This is a genomic window from Aquabacterium sp., from assembly GCF_036273115.1.
Taxonomy (GTDB): Bacteria; Pseudomonadota; Gammaproteobacteria; order Burkholderiales; family Burkholderiaceae_C; genus Aquabacterium.
In genome coordinates, this window is record NZ_DASUIN010000034.1 from 64,419 (window position 1) to 78,253 (window position 13,835).

Here is a 13,835-nt window from a genome sequence, read left to right on the forward strand (position 1 = left end):
TTTATTTGCCTACGCAAATATTGTCAAGAGCAATAATAGACCGTCGCCCATCCCTTCGTCTCATGGCCCAGTCTGAAACCTCCCCTGCCGCCGCCCACATCGAGCCCGCTGCCCCACAGGCATCGGCACGCTCGCTGTCGGGTCTTGCTCCATTCATGAAGCCCTACCGGGGCCGCATCGCCCTGGCTCTGATCTTTCTTATCCTGGCTGCGCTCACCACATTGGTCATGCCCATCGCCTTGCGCACCCTGATCGACCAAGGCTTTGTCTCGAATGACCCCGCCGAACGCGTCATGGCCCTGCGGGGCCACTTTCTGGCGCTGTTTGGCGTGGGCGTGGCACTGGGCATCTTCTCGGCCTCCCGGTACTACTGCGTGACCTGGCTGGGTGAGCGCATCACCTCCGATCTGAAGCAAGCGGTGTATGGCCATGTGCTGAAACAAAGCCCGGAGTTTTTCGAAACCACTCGAACTGGCGAAGTGCTCTCGCGCCTGACTGCCGACACCACCTTGATCCAGACGGTGGTGGGCTCCAGCCTGTCGCTGGGCCTGCGTAACAGCATCATGGGCCTGGGTGCACTGGTCATGCTGGTGATCACCAACCCGTATGTCATGGCGCAAGTCATCGGGGTGCTGGTGCTGGTCGTGCTGCCCGCCATCCTGTATGGCCGACGCGTTCGCAAGCTGTCTCGCGCCAGTCAGGACCGGCTGGCTGACTCCAGCGCACTGGCGGCGGAAGTGCTCAACGCCATCCCGGTGGTCCAGAGCTACACGGCCGAGCAACGCGAAGCACAACGCTTCAACGATGCCACGGCTTCTGCCTTTCGCACAGGCGTGCGCCGCATTCGTGCACGCGCCGCACTCGTGGCCTTCATCATCAGCGCCGTCACCGGCGCCCTGCTCTTCGGTCTGTACCAAGGCACCCAAGCCGTCGTTGAGGGCCGCATTTCTGCGGGCCACATGGGCCAGACCGTGGTCTACGTGATCTTGCTGCTGTCGTCCGTTGCGGCCTTGTCCGAGGTCTATGGCGACATCCTTCGGGCTGCTGGCGCCACCGAGCGCCTGATGGAATTGCTCTCCAGCCGCTCGCCCATCCAGGCCCCGGCCCAACCCCTGAGCCTGCCGCATCGCCCGGCGGGTGCCGAGGTCAGGCTGCAACACATCGAGTTCCATTACCCATCGCGCCCGGACCAGACCGCGCTCGACCACATCGACCTGCATGTCCAGCCTGGTGAAACCGTGGCGCTGGTGGGGCCCAGTGGCGCAGGCAAGAGCACCGTGTTCCAGCTGCTGATGCGGTTCTACGACCCGCAGTCAGGGGACATCACTCTGGACGGCACCTCGATAAAGCAATTGAGTTTGCAAGACCTGCGCTCGCGCATCGGCATCGTCCCGCAAGACAGCACCATCTTCTCTACCAGCGCGCTCGAAAACATCCGTTACGGCCGGCCGGACGCGACGGAAGCCGAAGTCATCGAAGCGGCCAAGGCCGCGCATGCCCACGATTTCCTCATGCGCCTGCCTGAGGGCTATCAAACCTACCTGGGTGAACGGGGCGTGCGCCTGTCCGGTGGTCAGCGACAACGCATCAGCATTGCGCGAGCCATCCTGAAAAACGCCCCTTTGCTGTTGCTGGACGAAGCCACCAGCGCACTCGACACCGAAAGCGAACGCGCCGTGCAAGCCGCCCTGGAAGAGGCCATGAAGGGCCGCACCACGCTGGTCATTGCCCACCGCCTGAGCACCGTGGTCAACGCCCATCGCATTGTGGTGCTCGACGGTGGTCGCATCGTGGATGTAGGCACCCACGCCGAACTCATGAGCCGCAATGGCCTGTATGCGAAATTGGCCTCCATGCAGTTTCAAACCCACGGATAATCAGCCCCCTACGCCATTTCTTTCGCCACTTACCGGACCCTGACCGTGAGCCGCCCCATCCGCAGCCAGTACGAAGACTTCATGCGCCACGTGCACACCACGGGCGTGCTCAAAACCGACCGCACCGGAACCGGTACGCGCAGCGTCTTTGGTCACCAGATGCGCTTCGACCTGAGCGAAGGCTTCCCCTTGGTCACCACCAAGAAGGTCCATCTCAAGTCCATCATCGTGGAGCTGCTGTGGTTCCTGCGTGGCGATGACAACGTCAAATGGCTGCAAGAGCGCGGCGTGACCATCTGGGACGAGTGGGCGAGGGAAGACGGCTCGCTGGGCCCTGTGTACGGCGTGCAATGGCGCAACTGGCCCAAGCCAGACGGCAGCCACGTGGATCAGATTTCCGAGGTCGTCAAGCAACTCAAATCCAGCCCCGATTCGCGCCGCATCATTGTCAGCGCCTGGAACGTCGGCCTGATCGAGCAAATGGCCTTGCCGCCGTGCCACGCCTTCTTCCAGTTCTACGTCGCTCCACCGCAAACAGAAGGCGACAAGCCCAAACTCAGCTGCCAGCTGTATCAACGCAGCGCCGACATCTTCCTGGGCGTGCCTTTCAACATCGCGTCCTATGCCCTCCTGACCCACATGCTGGCCCAGCAGTGCGACATGGATGTGGGCGACTTCATCTGGACCGGCGGCGACTGCCACATCTACAGCAACCACACCGAGCAAGTCGAGCTGCAACTCAACCGCGACCCCTTCCCCTACCCCGTACTGAACATCAAGCGCAAACCGGCCTCCATCTTCGACTACGAGTACGAAGACTTCGAAGTGCTCGAGTACCAACACCACCCCGCCATCAAAGCGCCCGTTGCCGTATGACCGCCACTCGCTCCAAACCCGCCGTGTTGAGCCTCATCGCGGCGGTGGCGCGCGGCGGCGCCATCGGCAAAGACAACGATCTGCTCTGGCAAGAATCTGCTGACCAGAAGCATTTCCGCCAAACCACCATGGGCTGCCCCGTGATCATGGGCCGCCGAACCTGGGACTCCTTGCCCGCGCGCTTTCGCCCACTGCCAGGTCGCCGCAACATTGTGGTGACCCGAAATACACAGTGGCAGGCTGACGGCGCCGAAGTCGCCCACAGCATGGAGCAAGCCCTGGCGCTCGTGGCCGACGCCCCAAAAGCATTTGTCATGGGCGGCGGCGAGCTCTATGCATTGGCCCTGCCACTGGCCGACGAACTGGTCCTGACCGAAGTCGATGCCGACTTTGATGCCGACACCTTCTTCCCAGCCTGGTCACGCGAGGACTTCACAGAAGCACAGCGCGAGACTCACCAATCGGCCACCGGTACCACTTTCCATTTCGTGACATACCAGCGTCAGCGCTGAAAAAGCCGTGGGCAAAGCCCCGGGTTCACTTCGGTTTTTCCGAAGCATTCAAGGGAATTATTCGAATTTACTTTCACCCGACAGATCGGTATCGTTGAAGGCTGAACCTTCTATCTCAGCCTTAAAGGTCTTATCTGAACATGGAATTCCTGCTCGACCCCAACGTCTGGATCGCCTTTGCGATGCTGACCGCCCTCGAAATCGTCCTGGGTGTAGACAACATCATCTTCATCTCCATCCTGGTGGGCCGCCTGCCTGCAGAACTGCGCGACAAGGCTCGTCGACTTGGCTTGGGTTTTGCCATGGTGTCACGCTTGCTGCTGCTCTTCTCGCTGAGCTGGGTCATGAGCCTGACCAACGATCTCTTCACCGTGTTCAACCAAGGCATCAGCGGTCGCGACCTGGTCCTGCTGTTCGGTGGCCTGTTCCTGCTCTACAAGGCCTCGCACGAAATCTTCGTAGAAGTTGAAGCACGTGAAGAAGACGGTCCCCCGCAAACCGATCCGGCCACACTCAAGGCGGCAGGCACCCGCCTGTTCTGGGGCATCATCGGTCAGATCGCCATCATCGACATCGTGTTCTCGCTTGACTCCGTCATCACCGCTGTGGGCATGGTCGACCAGATCGGTGTCATGATCGCCGCCGTGGTCACCTCCGTTGGCGTGATGCTGTTTGCGGCCAAGCCGATTGGCGAGTTCGTTGACCGCCACCCCTCGGTGAAAGTCCTGGCACTCGCCTTCCTGGTGATGGTGGGCATGGCCCTGACAGCAGAAGCCTTCGATATGCACGTGCCCAAAGGCTACATCTACGCCGCGATGGCCTTCTCGCTGGTCGTGGAAGCCCTCAACATCCGGGCTCGCGGCAAGCGTCTGGCAGCACGGAGCTGATTCAGTTCAAGGCCTCCCCGCCTCGGTGGGGAGCTCAAAGAAAAAAGGCGAGTCGGTTGACTCGCCTTTTTCATGTGCTGCGCCAATCAGGCCAGAGCGGCTCGATGACGCCGCGCCAGAATGCCTGCCAAAGTCAAACCACCTGCGAGCACCATGGCGACCGATTCAGGCTCGGGCACGGCGGCAAGGGCCCCCACATCGCCATCGTGAACCGCCCAGGTGCCATAAGGAAAGCCATGGAAGGGGTCGTCGACGTTCTGCCAGCCACCGGCCATGCCGAAAGCCCAGACGTAGCCACCCTGATCATGGTGTGTGCCCGTCCAGTAAATCGCTTCACGCAGGTCGGTAAACGGCCCTGTGTTGGTCAAGCCCGAACCAGCCTGGGGTGAGCCATCCAGCGCCAAGGGGGCCTTGTTACCCAGCGTGACGTAATACATGTGGGCCAACTCCGAACGAGTCACGTCGCTGTTGAAACCGCACAGGGTGTGTGATGCCCCATCAAACGTATCGATGGGACAGTGACGGCCACCAGGGTCGGTAGCGAAAAAGTCATTGACCACGGAAGGCAAACGCCAGCCCTTCACGCCGTGAACGTCCAGATTCAAGGTCCACTCGTGCGCTTCGCCCCAAAACCGAATCGGGCGACCAGCGGGAAAGCCCACTGGGGGGCCTTCGGCAAACGCATCACTCAGCCACGAAATATTCAGCGACGTGTCATAAAACGCATCGATCTGGCCATCGTGATTGAGATCGCGGGCCTGCAACGTGGATTCCCAAGTACCTTGACCTGAGACAGCACCGGCAGCGAACGCCACTCCGGCCCACGACATGGCCCCCCCCACTGCAACAACCTTCGCAACACGACGCACGTGCTTGAACATGATTCAATCCTCCAATTGAGAGCATTTTTTGATGGATCGACGTCAACGGCCCGCCTTGTAAGTAATCGTACGCCTTGTTACCCACCACTCACCCAAAGTGACGGGCTGTTTAACGCCCGCCCCCCCTAACTTGGTAGTGGGTGTCGTGACATCGCAATAGCAAATCCGGACGAGATTCTGGAAATTCGGCTACACCCCACCCGGGAAAAATGCCCACTCCGCACAAGGCCAGCAGGTCGCTTGTCCAGCCGAACACCAGTACTGCACGGCAGATCGTTAAATGAGTGTGAACAGCTCAAGTCCTGAGCGGAGGCTTCCGATAGGCTATTGCCTAGCAATCAGTCAGGAGATCCTTACTCATGGAACAAGCCAGTATCGTCAGCAAGGTTCTCGTCATCGACGATGGCGACGTCGCCACCCTCACTGAAATCAAGCGCTTTTGCGCGCAAAACAACCTGATCGGGCTCAAAACCCACAGTGACAACGTGATGAACGTGTTGCGATCCAACGCGGACCTCGGCGGCATCCTTTTATCGGAGAGCTATCACGACACAGCCGACGGCGGCATTCAAATGGGTCAGGAAATCCACGCGTTGCGCCCGGAACTCCCCATCTTCCTGCGCCGGAAGAAATCGGCCGACATGAGCGACTTGACGCCTGCGCATCGGCATTCCTTTTGCGCAGCCTTCACCATCGAAACCATCGACTCGCTGAAGCACGACCTCAACGATTACATCTTCAGCTTTGTCTTCCCCAATGCCATGGTCCGCGGCATTCAGGAAATCACAGAAAACTCATTGCGTTCCCAGTTCAAACACTTCAGCCTGAGTTGTGACACGCCATACATCGTCAAAGACTCGATCGTCTGCGGCGAGGTGTTCACACTCATCCCCCTGGAGAGCACCTGGTGCCGTGGCTACATGATGCTGCAGTGCGATAACCGAACCGTCAAGCTCGGCCCAGAATGCATCGATCCCAATGACCCGCCGAAGCCAAGCCGCATCGCAGAGGTACTTGGCGAAGTCACCAATATGATCTGGGGCTACTTCAAGGCGCGCTATGTGGGAGACGAAGACCAGCGCCTGATTTCTCAGGTTCAAGTCCCCATGCTGGTCAAACTGGAAGAGCGAAACGTGTCATTCGGTTCGGCCACGCCCCAGTTGTGCTTCAAATACACGCTGACCGATCTGGCCGATCAGAGCGAACCACCGGTTAACATCTACCAACGCTTCGTATTCAACCTGAACTGGAATCCCGACGGGTTCAAGGAACTGGAAACCGCCACCACAGAGGAATTGGTCGAATCGGGCGAACTGGAAATGTTTTAAACAAGCTCTTCGCATGTCGGAGGGCTTTGCTCATGCCACATGAAACTCGCCACCTGGAACGTCAACTCGCTGTCCGTACGCCTCCCGCAACTACTGGACTGGCTCGCTGCCAACCCGGTCGATGCACTGGTTTTACAAGAAACCAAACTGACAGACGACAAGTTCCCTCACGCTGATCTGGAGGCGGCAGGCTACCGAGCCCAGTGGTTCGGCCAGAAAACCTACAACGGGGTGGCACTGCTCACCCGCGCGGACAGCACCGACATCGTTCGCAACATCCCGGGCTTTGCCGACGATCAGGCCCGGGTCATCGCCGGCACCGTGCCCGACGCGGTCAATGGCCCCATTCGCGTCATTGGCGCCTACTTTCCCAATGGGCAGGCGCCTGACAGCGACAAGTTCGTCTACAAGATGGCTTGGCTGGACGCTCTCGAGGCTTGGGTGAAAGAGGAACTCGCCCGGCACCCTAATCTGGTCCTGATGGGTGACTTCAACATTGCCCCGACCGACGCCGATGTGTACGACCCGGTAGCCTGGAAAGATCAAATCCACTGCACGGTGCCCGAGCGCGCCCATTTCCAGCAACTGATTCAGTTGGGCCTGACCGACGCGTTCCGCTTGTTCGAGCAGCCCGTCAAAAGCTGGAGTTGGTGGGACTACCGCAACCTCGCGTTCCGCAAGAACCAGGGGCTGCGCATTGATCACATTCTGGTCAGCCAGCCACTCTCATCCCGAGTGACGGCCTGCGCGATCGACAAGGCACCACGCAAGAACGAACGCCCAAGCGATCATGCTCCCGTGGTGGTCACGCTCGACGAGCCCGCACCACAAAGCTGAATCACGAACTCAGCCAAGCAGTAGTTTGCGCATGGGGGCCGGCAAGCCCCACTGAGCCAGGTCGTCGATGCGAACCCATAGGCCTCCATGTTGTGAGCCTTGCAACGCGCAAGCCAAAGCAGCTGCATCTGGCTCAGAGCAAACCAATCGATGCGGGTGCAGCCACCAATCGAGATGCGTGAGCACATGCTTGAATTTCGGCTGCGGCAGCAACATCGGGGTGCGCTCGTCGCCAACCAAGGTCTGCAGCTGCAATAAGCTGTCAAACAAAGGCAGGGTCCACAAGCCAGCCCACACACCACTGTCGGGCATCTGGCTTAGCCAGACTTGCCCCTGCCACTCCAGCCACAGCGGCCAGCTTTCACGCTCAGACCGTTTCAATTTGCGCGTCTGAACGGGGTAGTCTTCTGGATGCCCCTCTTTTCGCGCCCCACACCAGTCTGACCACGGACACAGCAGGCAATTGGGCTTGCGCGGCGTGCACACGGTCGCACCCAGATCCATGAGCCCCTGCGTGTAAGCCGGCATGTCGGTCTCAAGATCAGGCACGAGATGGTTCGCTGCATCCCACAGCTGGCGCTCGTGCAGCTTGATGGCCAGATCTTCATTCCAGGCCAACACCCGACTCAGCACCCGCTTGACGTTGCCGTCCATGATGGAGGTGCGTACGCCAAAACAGAATGATGCAATGGCCGCCGCAGTTGAGGGCCCGATCCCAGGCAAGGACACCAGCTCGGCCACGGTTTCTGGGAAGCGCCCGCCGAAATCGCTGACCACCGCCTGTGCACACCGATGCAAGTTACGCGCGCGGCTGTAATAGCCCAACCCGGCCCACAAAGTCAGGACCTCATCCAGTGGCGCAGCAGCCAGGTCTGACACGCTGGGAAAGCGCTCTAGAAACCGTTGGTAGTAGCCCAACACAGTCACCACCTGTGTTTGCTGCAACATGATTTCCGATAGCCAAACCCGGTATGGGTCACGTGTCTTTTGCCATGGCATGTCATGGCGACCATGGTCGGCCTGCCAGGCCACCAAGCGGCGAGACAAGTCCGGGTGCAGTGCCTCCACCCGGCGCCACAAATGATCAGGGCGCGCCAGTGGCGCGCCCGTTTGTTTCTTTGCCATCCAGAACCGATGTTTTGATCAGGTCAGATCAAGAGAGATCGCCTTCATCGCGGTCAAGCCAGGATGCTCTGCCTCGACGGCAGGCAACTCAGCCACCTTCACCAACTCATCCACCAGGGTGCCCAAACGGGTCTGCAGTTGCAGCACGCGCTCATCCTGAGCTTGAACCTCTTGCAAGCGCACGTCCAGTTCGCCCGATGCCGACTGAATGCGATCCAGTGACTCGTAGCGGCGCTTGAAGTTACGACGGCGCTCACGCAATTGGCCATCCACTTGAGCTGACGCGGTCTTGTTCCACAACTCAATGTCGTTGCTGACCGTTTCGAACACCACGCGCAAACGCGAGATCAACATGCGACGGAACTGCTCCTGGAAGCCGGGCTGCGCCAGACGGAAAGCCTGACTCAAGCCCAGGTACTGAACGTAGTTGCGCTCAATCAGATTCAGATCGTCGGCGTACTTGCGAACATCCAGCGGCACGTCAGCCACCAGGCTGAAGCCGAACTCGGCATTGAGCTTGGCAAACGAGGCCACCAGCATGGAATGAATTTCTTCACTGCGTTGCTGAGCCTGTTCGATCAGGCCACGCAGGCGCGCGCACAGCTCGACGAACGCCTTCTTGGCGCCCAGCGGCAGCCAGGAACCACCCAGCACCTGCTGCAGCACATCCACTTCCTGCCGAACTCGGTCGGCCGACAGCTCAGCCAAGGCGTCCTTCAACATGCGGGCATGCACACTGCGCATCGCGGCCAGGCGAGCCGTACATTGCTCAAACTCGGCGGCTTCAGCTTGAACACGCTGCAGCATCAACTGAACCTTGCCCGAACTCTTGCCACGCAATCCGCGCAACTCGAGCAACTGGTCAGCGTACAAGCGCCGCATCTCGGCAAACCGACGATTCAACTGCCCCTGGAACTGCCGCGCGCCATCCACCGACGCGTGCGCCAGATTCTCGCGTCGCTTGGGCAGCAAGCCCTCAGACAAGGCGGTCTCGAACGCTTCCAAGCGGCTGTTAGCCAGACCTTGGGCATCTCCGTTCAAACGCGCAGCCAGAGCCTGACGGGCCGAAATGGGGAAAACGTGCTCGGTCGGGATTTCCAGGGTCTGCGCGACGCTCTCGCATTGGCGCGTAATGGTTTGCTGCACCTGCTCAGGCGTGCTGAGCGGATCGGCCAGCGAGTCAATCTTGTTCAGCGCCACATAGCGCGCCAAGGCGGGCCCACTCAAGTGGTCGCGCCAGATCGACAAGTCAGACTTGGTCACGCCGGTATCGGCACCCAGAATGAACACGGTGGCGTGCGCTTGGGGCAGCAAGCCCAGTGTCAGTTCGGGTTCGGTACCAATGGCATTCAGCCCCGGGGTATCGAGCACCACCAACCCGCGCTTGAGCAGCGGGTGCGGCAAGTTGATACGCGCGTGGCGCCAGACCGGAATTTCAACCTGGTCATCAGCGGTGACCGGCGGGTTGTCGTCAGGGCGTTCGTCGTCCCAGAAACCCAGCTTGCGGGCCTCTTCCTTCGAAACCAGGCGGGTTCGCATGACCTCGGCCAGCGCAGCGGCCATGCCCTCAGGGTTGGACAAGTCCAACTCGATCATGGTCCAGACCTGCGGCTGTGTGCGCAACTCCGACAGCGAAGCAGCCTGCAGGCGCGTTTCGATGGGCAACAACGTCAACCCAACCGGGTCTTCCGCGTCATACCCCAACTCGACCGGGCACATGGTGGTGCGGCCAGCGGAGGCCGGCATCATGCGTCGGCCCTTGTCAGAGAAGAAGATGGCGTTGATCAACTCAGACTTGCCGCGCGAAAACTCGGCGACAAAGGCCACCATGAGCTTCTCGCCAGACAAGCGGTGCCGCATGGCTTCAAACCATTCGGCAGACGAATCGTCCAGCAAATCGTGCTCGCGTGCGAAACGCGCCAGGGCGGCAAGCTTCGAATCAGTGGCCACACGCCACTGACCCAGAGCATCCAGGTGACTCGCAAAAGTGGGCATCATGAAAACATCCTAGCGCAAGGCTTCCTCCGACGGATTACAGCGCCATCGGCAAGTTGGGACAAAAAGTACAGCCCTGCGTGACTGATTTGAGAAGTCTGTCACCTTTTTTGACAAACTCTGCAGAAAAACGTGGCTCGCTGGCCTTGGACGAGACGAGACACAGGCGTCGCACAAATCCGACACGGCAGCCCTTCCCGCCCATAAACCTGGGTCGACAACTGGAAGTGCCCCTGGCTGCCATAAGCATCCTTGAAGTCCTTCAAGCTGGTGCCGCCCTGGCGCAAAGCCTCGGCCAGCACCTGTTGAATCGCCGCCAACAGTTTGTCGCACCGAGGCCGGCTGACCTTGCCCGCCGGCACCCTTGGGTCAATGCCAGCCATGAACAAGGCCTCGCAGGCGTAAATATTGCCCGCCCCAACCACCACGTCTCCTGCCAGAACAGCCTGCTTGATGGGGGCCGTGCGCCCCTTGAATCGCTCATGCAGGTACGCGCCTGTCAAACTCGGGTCAAACGGTTCATGCCCCAGTGTGGACAACAACTTGGCCGCCACGCCTTCGGTCATCGACGGGCTCCACACGACCGCACCGAAACGCCGAGGGTCGGTCAACCGCAACACGCCTTGCGACGTCTTCAACTCAAAATGGTCGTGAACGCCCGGCGCGTTCACATCAAACCCAAACGACAACGAGCCCGACATGCCCAGGTGAATCAGCAGCCCCCCCTGCTCTTGCTGGCCACCAGTCAGTGGCACCCACAGGTATTTGCCCCGACGGGCGACGGCCCCCACACGCGCCCCCACCAACACGTCGGGCGACACACCCAGGGGCCAACGCAAAGGTTTGCCCATCGCGACGAACTCGACCTTTGCCCCCTCGATTCGATCGGCAAAGCTCAAACGAGTGACTTCAACTTCAGGTAATTCCGGCATAGACCCAACAAGGTGAATTTACTGAGGCAATCGAACCAATGACAGCCATTGTCATCAATAGAATGAAGCATCTCCTGGAGTGCTCATGCTCGACCTGCGATTTTTTAACGCCCCCCTGTCCCACTTCCGGTTCAGCCAAACCACCGCTGCGCTGCTGGTGGCCCTCAGCCTGAGCACCCCCTTGGTCAGCCAGGCCGCCCCCGCAGGGCTGGACAAGCGACAAGAAGCCTTGGCTCTCAAAAAAGACCTCGCCAAGCCTTTGCCCGACAGCTCGGCCATGGACGGCGAGATGTTCTACCAACTCCTGATCGCGGAAATCCAGGCGCATTCAGGTGACCCCGGCACCGCCTTCCAGATCTACCTGGAGTTGGCCAAACGGCACAGAAGCGGCCAGTTGTACCAGCGCGCGGTGTCAATTGCCCTGCAAGCCCGCGCGGGCGAACAGGCCCTGACAGCGGCCAAGGCCTGGCGTCAGGCGCTGCCTCAATCACGTGAAGCCTGCGAGTACCTCACGCAAATCCTGCTGGCGCTCGATCGCACGGCCGACCTCACCGCCCCCTTGCGTGCATTGATTCAGCTGACCCCTTCCGCCCAGCAAGGTCAAGTCCTGCTGTCGCTACCCCGGGCCATGACCCGCCTGACCGACAAGACCGCCTCCGCTCAGGTCATTGAAGACGCCACCGAACCATGGCGCCAAGGCCAGCTCGAGCAGGTGGAAGCCTGGGTGGCCACATCTGAAGCCTGGCTTTTAGCCAAAGACAGCGACAAAGCCATGGCCGCGCTGAAGCGGGCCGCCACCCTCAAGCCCGACCACACCATGGTTGGGCTGCTGGCCACCGATCTGATGGCCAGCAACCCTGATGCGGAAAAAGTCGTTCAGCAACAGCTCTCCACACCCGCAGCAGCGCCCCTGGTTCGACTGTCTTATGCGCGTCGCCTGGCTGGTTTGCAGCGTCTGCCCGAATCCGCGTCGCAACTCGAGTTGCTGACCCAAAGCCACCCCACACACAGTTCCGCCTGGCTGACCTTGGGCCTGGTCCGCTTCGAGCTCAAGCAATACGACGCGGCCGAAAAGGCCACAACCAAGGTGCTTGAATTGTTAGGCCAGGAAGAACGCCCAGGCGGTAAAGCCCCCACCGCGCAGGCCCGTGGAAAACTCGCGGCAACCCCAGACGGCAAAGGCACCAACAAGCCAGACACACCGGACGAAGCAGACAACACCCCCAACCCAGGCGCGCCCAAAGGCGAGCTGGAACAAGCGAATCTGCTGCTGTCGCAAATTGCCGAAAAGCAAGGTCGCATTGATCAGGCCATCGGTTGGCTGCAATTGGCTGACCCCAATCAAGCCAAGCTGGCTGTCCAGAACCAGCGCGCGCAACTGCTCGCCCGCACAGGCAAACTGGATCAGGCACGCGCAGCCATTCGTGCTGTGCCCGAAATAGAGCCACAAGATGGTGTCACCAAAGTCCAGATCGAATCGCAACTGCTGCGCGAAGCCAATCAACTCAGCGAAGCGCAGAAGGTGCTGAATGCCGCACTGGAGCGATTCCCTGAAGAGTCGGACCTGATGTACGACCTCGCCATGATCTCGGAAAAGCTCAAGCAATACGACCGCATGGAAACCATGCTGCGTAGGGTCATGGAACTCAACCCCGAAGACCCGAACGCCTACAACGCCCTGGGCTACAGCCTCGCTGAGCGCAACATCCGCTTGCCTGAAGCCCGAGTCCTCCTCGAAAAGGCCCTGGCGCTGCGACCAGCCGACCCCTTCATCACAGACAGTCTGGCCTGGCTGGAATACCGATCGGGGCGTGTCGAAGATGCCATCAAGCTATTGCGACAGGCTCTGGCTGCCAAAGCCGACCCGGAAATCGCTGCGCATCTGGGCGAAGCACTGTGGACCAGCGGCCAGCAAGAGGAAGCCCGCAAGGTACTGAAAGAAGCCCTGGGCCGAGATCCGGGTAACGAGCTACTCAAGTCGGTCATCCATCGACTGCACATCGGGTTGTGAATCTGGCATGAACATTCGCACGAGCGTGTGTGCGCTGGGCCTGACGGCACTGCTGAGCGCCTGCAAAAGCCCGCCACGCCCCCCAGTTCTGTTGCCCTCGGCGCAACTTCAACAAGCGCAGCAGTGGCAAGGTCATCTCAGCGTCAAACTGGGCGCCTTTGGCTCTCTGCCAGCCGATGGCCAGAGCTTCACTTTTTTCCTCAAAGCCACCACTGGCGAGGGCCAACTCGACCTGATGACGCCTCTTGGAACACAACTCGCGCAGGTCACCTGGAATGCGCAAAGTGCCCACCTCGACTCGTCCGAAGGGCGCAGTTCGTATGGCTCACTGAATGAGCTTTCTGCACAACTGCTGGGCGAAGACATTCCGGTTCAAGCCCTGCCTCACTGGTTGCAAGGCGTTCCCGCGCCCGAACTGGCCGCCTCCCAAGTGCTGCCAGATCAGTCTGGCTTCGAGCAAGCTGGCTGGCAAATCGACACACGCCTGCTCATGCAAGGCAAACTGCAAGCCACCCGGACCGAGACAGCAAGCCAGCGGCTCATCACCATCAAGGTTCGCCTTGAACAGTAAACA

The 13,835-nt window shown here is 60.2% G+C and carries 12 protein-coding genes; 8 read left to right on the top strand and 4 right to left on the bottom strand.

Features of this window, described 5'->3' with window-relative positions; genetic code table 11:
- The first annotated feature begins 62 nt into the window (after positions 1-62).
- The 4 genes from VFW72_RS15675 (at position 63) to VFW72_RS15690 (ending at position 4,152) form a co-directional block, all read left to right on the top strand.
- Positions 63-1,877: an ABC transporter transmembrane domain-containing protein gene (locus tag VFW72_RS15675; RefSeq protein WP_329675225.1), complete on the top strand. Its 1,815-nt coding sequence runs from the start codon at positions 63-65 to the stop codon at positions 1,875-1,877.
- 81 nt (positions 1,878-1,958) lie between these two features.
- Complete coding sequence (locus VFW72_RS15680) at positions 1,959-2,753, top strand: thymidylate synthase (protein ID WP_329675270.1); 795 nt, start codon at positions 1,959-1,961, stop codon at positions 2,751-2,753.
- Positions 2,750-3,265 (top strand): dihydrofolate reductase, encoded by a 516-nt coding sequence (locus VFW72_RS15685; RefSeq protein WP_329675226.1) that lies wholly within the window; start codon positions 2,750-2,752, stop codon positions 3,263-3,265. The genes VFW72_RS15680 and VFW72_RS15685 overlap by 4 nt, the downstream gene beginning before the upstream one ends.
- Before the next feature lie 140 nt (positions 3,266-3,405).
- Positions 3,406-4,152: a TerC family protein gene (locus tag VFW72_RS15690; protein WP_329675227.1), complete on the top strand. Its 747-nt coding sequence runs from the start codon at positions 3,406-3,408 to the stop codon at positions 4,150-4,152.
- Positions 4,153-4,238: 86 nt separating this feature from the next.
- Here VFW72_RS15690 and VFW72_RS15695 read toward each other — a convergent pair whose 3' ends face one another.
- Positions 4,239-5,033, bottom strand: coding sequence for a PEP-CTERM sorting domain-containing protein (locus VFW72_RS15695; RefSeq protein WP_329675228.1), 795 nt, complete (start codon positions 5,031-5,033; stop codon positions 4,239-4,241).
- A gap of 359 nt (positions 5,034-5,392) precedes the next feature.
- On the opposite strand from VFW72_RS15695, the gene VFW72_RS15700 reads away from it, so the two are divergent.
- The gene (locus tag VFW72_RS15700; RefSeq protein ID WP_329675229.1) at positions 5,393-6,361 is read left to right on the top strand and encodes a chemotaxis protein CheX; all 969 of its coding nucleotides are present in this window, start codon (positions 5,393-5,395) and stop codon (positions 6,359-6,361) included.
- A 39-nt stretch (positions 6,362-6,400) separates the two neighbouring features.
- Complete coding sequence (xth, locus tag VFW72_RS15705) at positions 6,401-7,198, top strand: exodeoxyribonuclease III (RefSeq protein WP_329675230.1); 798 nt, start codon at positions 6,401-6,403, stop codon at positions 7,196-7,198.
- Between the two features lie 9 nt (positions 7,199-7,207).
- Here xth and mutY read toward each other — a convergent pair whose 3' ends face one another.
- The 3 genes from mutY to mutM all read right to left on the bottom strand — a co-directional run bounded on the left by mutY (position 7,208) and on the right by mutM (position 11,250).
- Entirely contained in the window at positions 7,208-8,323 is a 1,116-nt protein-coding gene (mutY, locus tag VFW72_RS15710) for an A/G-specific adenine glycosylase (RefSeq protein WP_329675231.1), read from the bottom strand.
- A gap of 18 nt (positions 8,324-8,341) precedes the next feature.
- On the bottom strand, positions 8,342-10,321 hold the full coding sequence (locus VFW72_RS15715) for a dynamin family protein (RefSeq protein WP_329675232.1): 1,980 nt from the start codon (positions 10,319-10,321) through the stop codon (positions 8,342-8,344).
- Between the two features lie 98 nt (positions 10,322-10,419).
- Positions 10,420-11,250, bottom strand: a complete 831-nt coding sequence (mutM, locus tag VFW72_RS15720) for a bifunctional DNA-formamidopyrimidine glycosylase/DNA-(apurinic or apyrimidinic site) lyase (protein ID WP_329675233.1) — start codon at positions 11,248-11,250, stop codon at positions 10,420-10,422.
- An 85-nt stretch (positions 11,251-11,335) separates the two neighbouring features.
- Between mutM and VFW72_RS15725 the strand changes: the two genes are divergently transcribed.
- Together VFW72_RS15725 and VFW72_RS15730 are read left to right on the top strand one after the other, a co-directional pair.
- On the top strand, positions 11,336-13,261 hold the full coding sequence (locus VFW72_RS15725) for a tetratricopeptide repeat protein (RefSeq protein WP_329675234.1): 1,926 nt from the start codon (positions 11,336-11,338) through the stop codon (positions 13,259-13,261).
- Positions 13,262-13,268: 7 nt separating this feature from the next.
- Positions 13,269-13,832 carry an outer membrane lipoprotein LolB gene (locus VFW72_RS15730; protein WP_329675235.1) on the top strand — a complete coding sequence of 188 codons (564 nt, stop codon included), beginning with the start codon at positions 13,269-13,271 and terminating at the stop codon, positions 13,830-13,832.
- Positions 13,833-13,835: the final 3 nt, after the last annotated feature.

Bases quoted from the DNA above. Each gene is read 5' to 3' on its own strand.
- xth (WP_329675230.1), top strand. From the start codon at position 6,401: ATGAAACTCGCCACCTGGAACGTCAACTCGCTGTCCGTACGCCTCCCG.
- VFW72_RS15700 (WP_329675229.1), top strand. From the start codon at position 5,393: ATGGAACAAGCCAGTATCGTCAGCAAGGTTCTCGTCATCGACGATGGC.
- VFW72_RS15725 (WP_329675234.1), top strand. From the start codon at position 11,336: ATGCTCGACCTGCGATTTTTTAACGCCCCCCTGTCCCACTTCCGGTTC.
- mutM (WP_329675233.1), bottom strand. From the start codon at position 11,250: ATGCCGGAATTACCTGAAGTTGAAGTCACTCGTTTGAGCTTTGCCGAT.
- mutY (WP_329675231.1), bottom strand. From the start codon at position 8,323: ATGGCAAAGAAACAAACGGGCGCGCCACTGGCGCGCCCTGATCATTTG.
- VFW72_RS15675 (WP_329675225.1), top strand. From the start codon at position 63: ATGGCCCAGTCTGAAACCTCCCCTGCCGCCGCCCACATCGAGCCCGCT.
- VFW72_RS15680 (WP_329675270.1), top strand. From the start codon at position 1,959: ATGCGCCACGTGCACACCACGGGCGTGCTCAAAACCGACCGCACCGGA.
- VFW72_RS15730 (WP_329675235.1), top strand. From the start codon at position 13,269: ATGAACATTCGCACGAGCGTGTGTGCGCTGGGCCTGACGGCACTGCTG.
- VFW72_RS15695 (WP_329675228.1), bottom strand. From the start codon at position 5,033: ATGTTCAAGCACGTGCGTCGTGTTGCGAAGGTTGTTGCAGTGGGGGGG.
- VFW72_RS15685 (WP_329675226.1), top strand. From the start codon at position 2,750: ATGACCGCCACTCGCTCCAAACCCGCCGTGTTGAGCCTCATCGCGGCG.
- VFW72_RS15690 (WP_329675227.1), top strand. From the start codon at position 3,406: ATGGAATTCCTGCTCGACCCCAACGTCTGGATCGCCTTTGCGATGCTG.
- VFW72_RS15715 (WP_329675232.1), bottom strand. From the start codon at position 10,321: ATGATGCCCACTTTTGCGAGTCACCTGGATGCTCTGGGTCAGTGGCGT.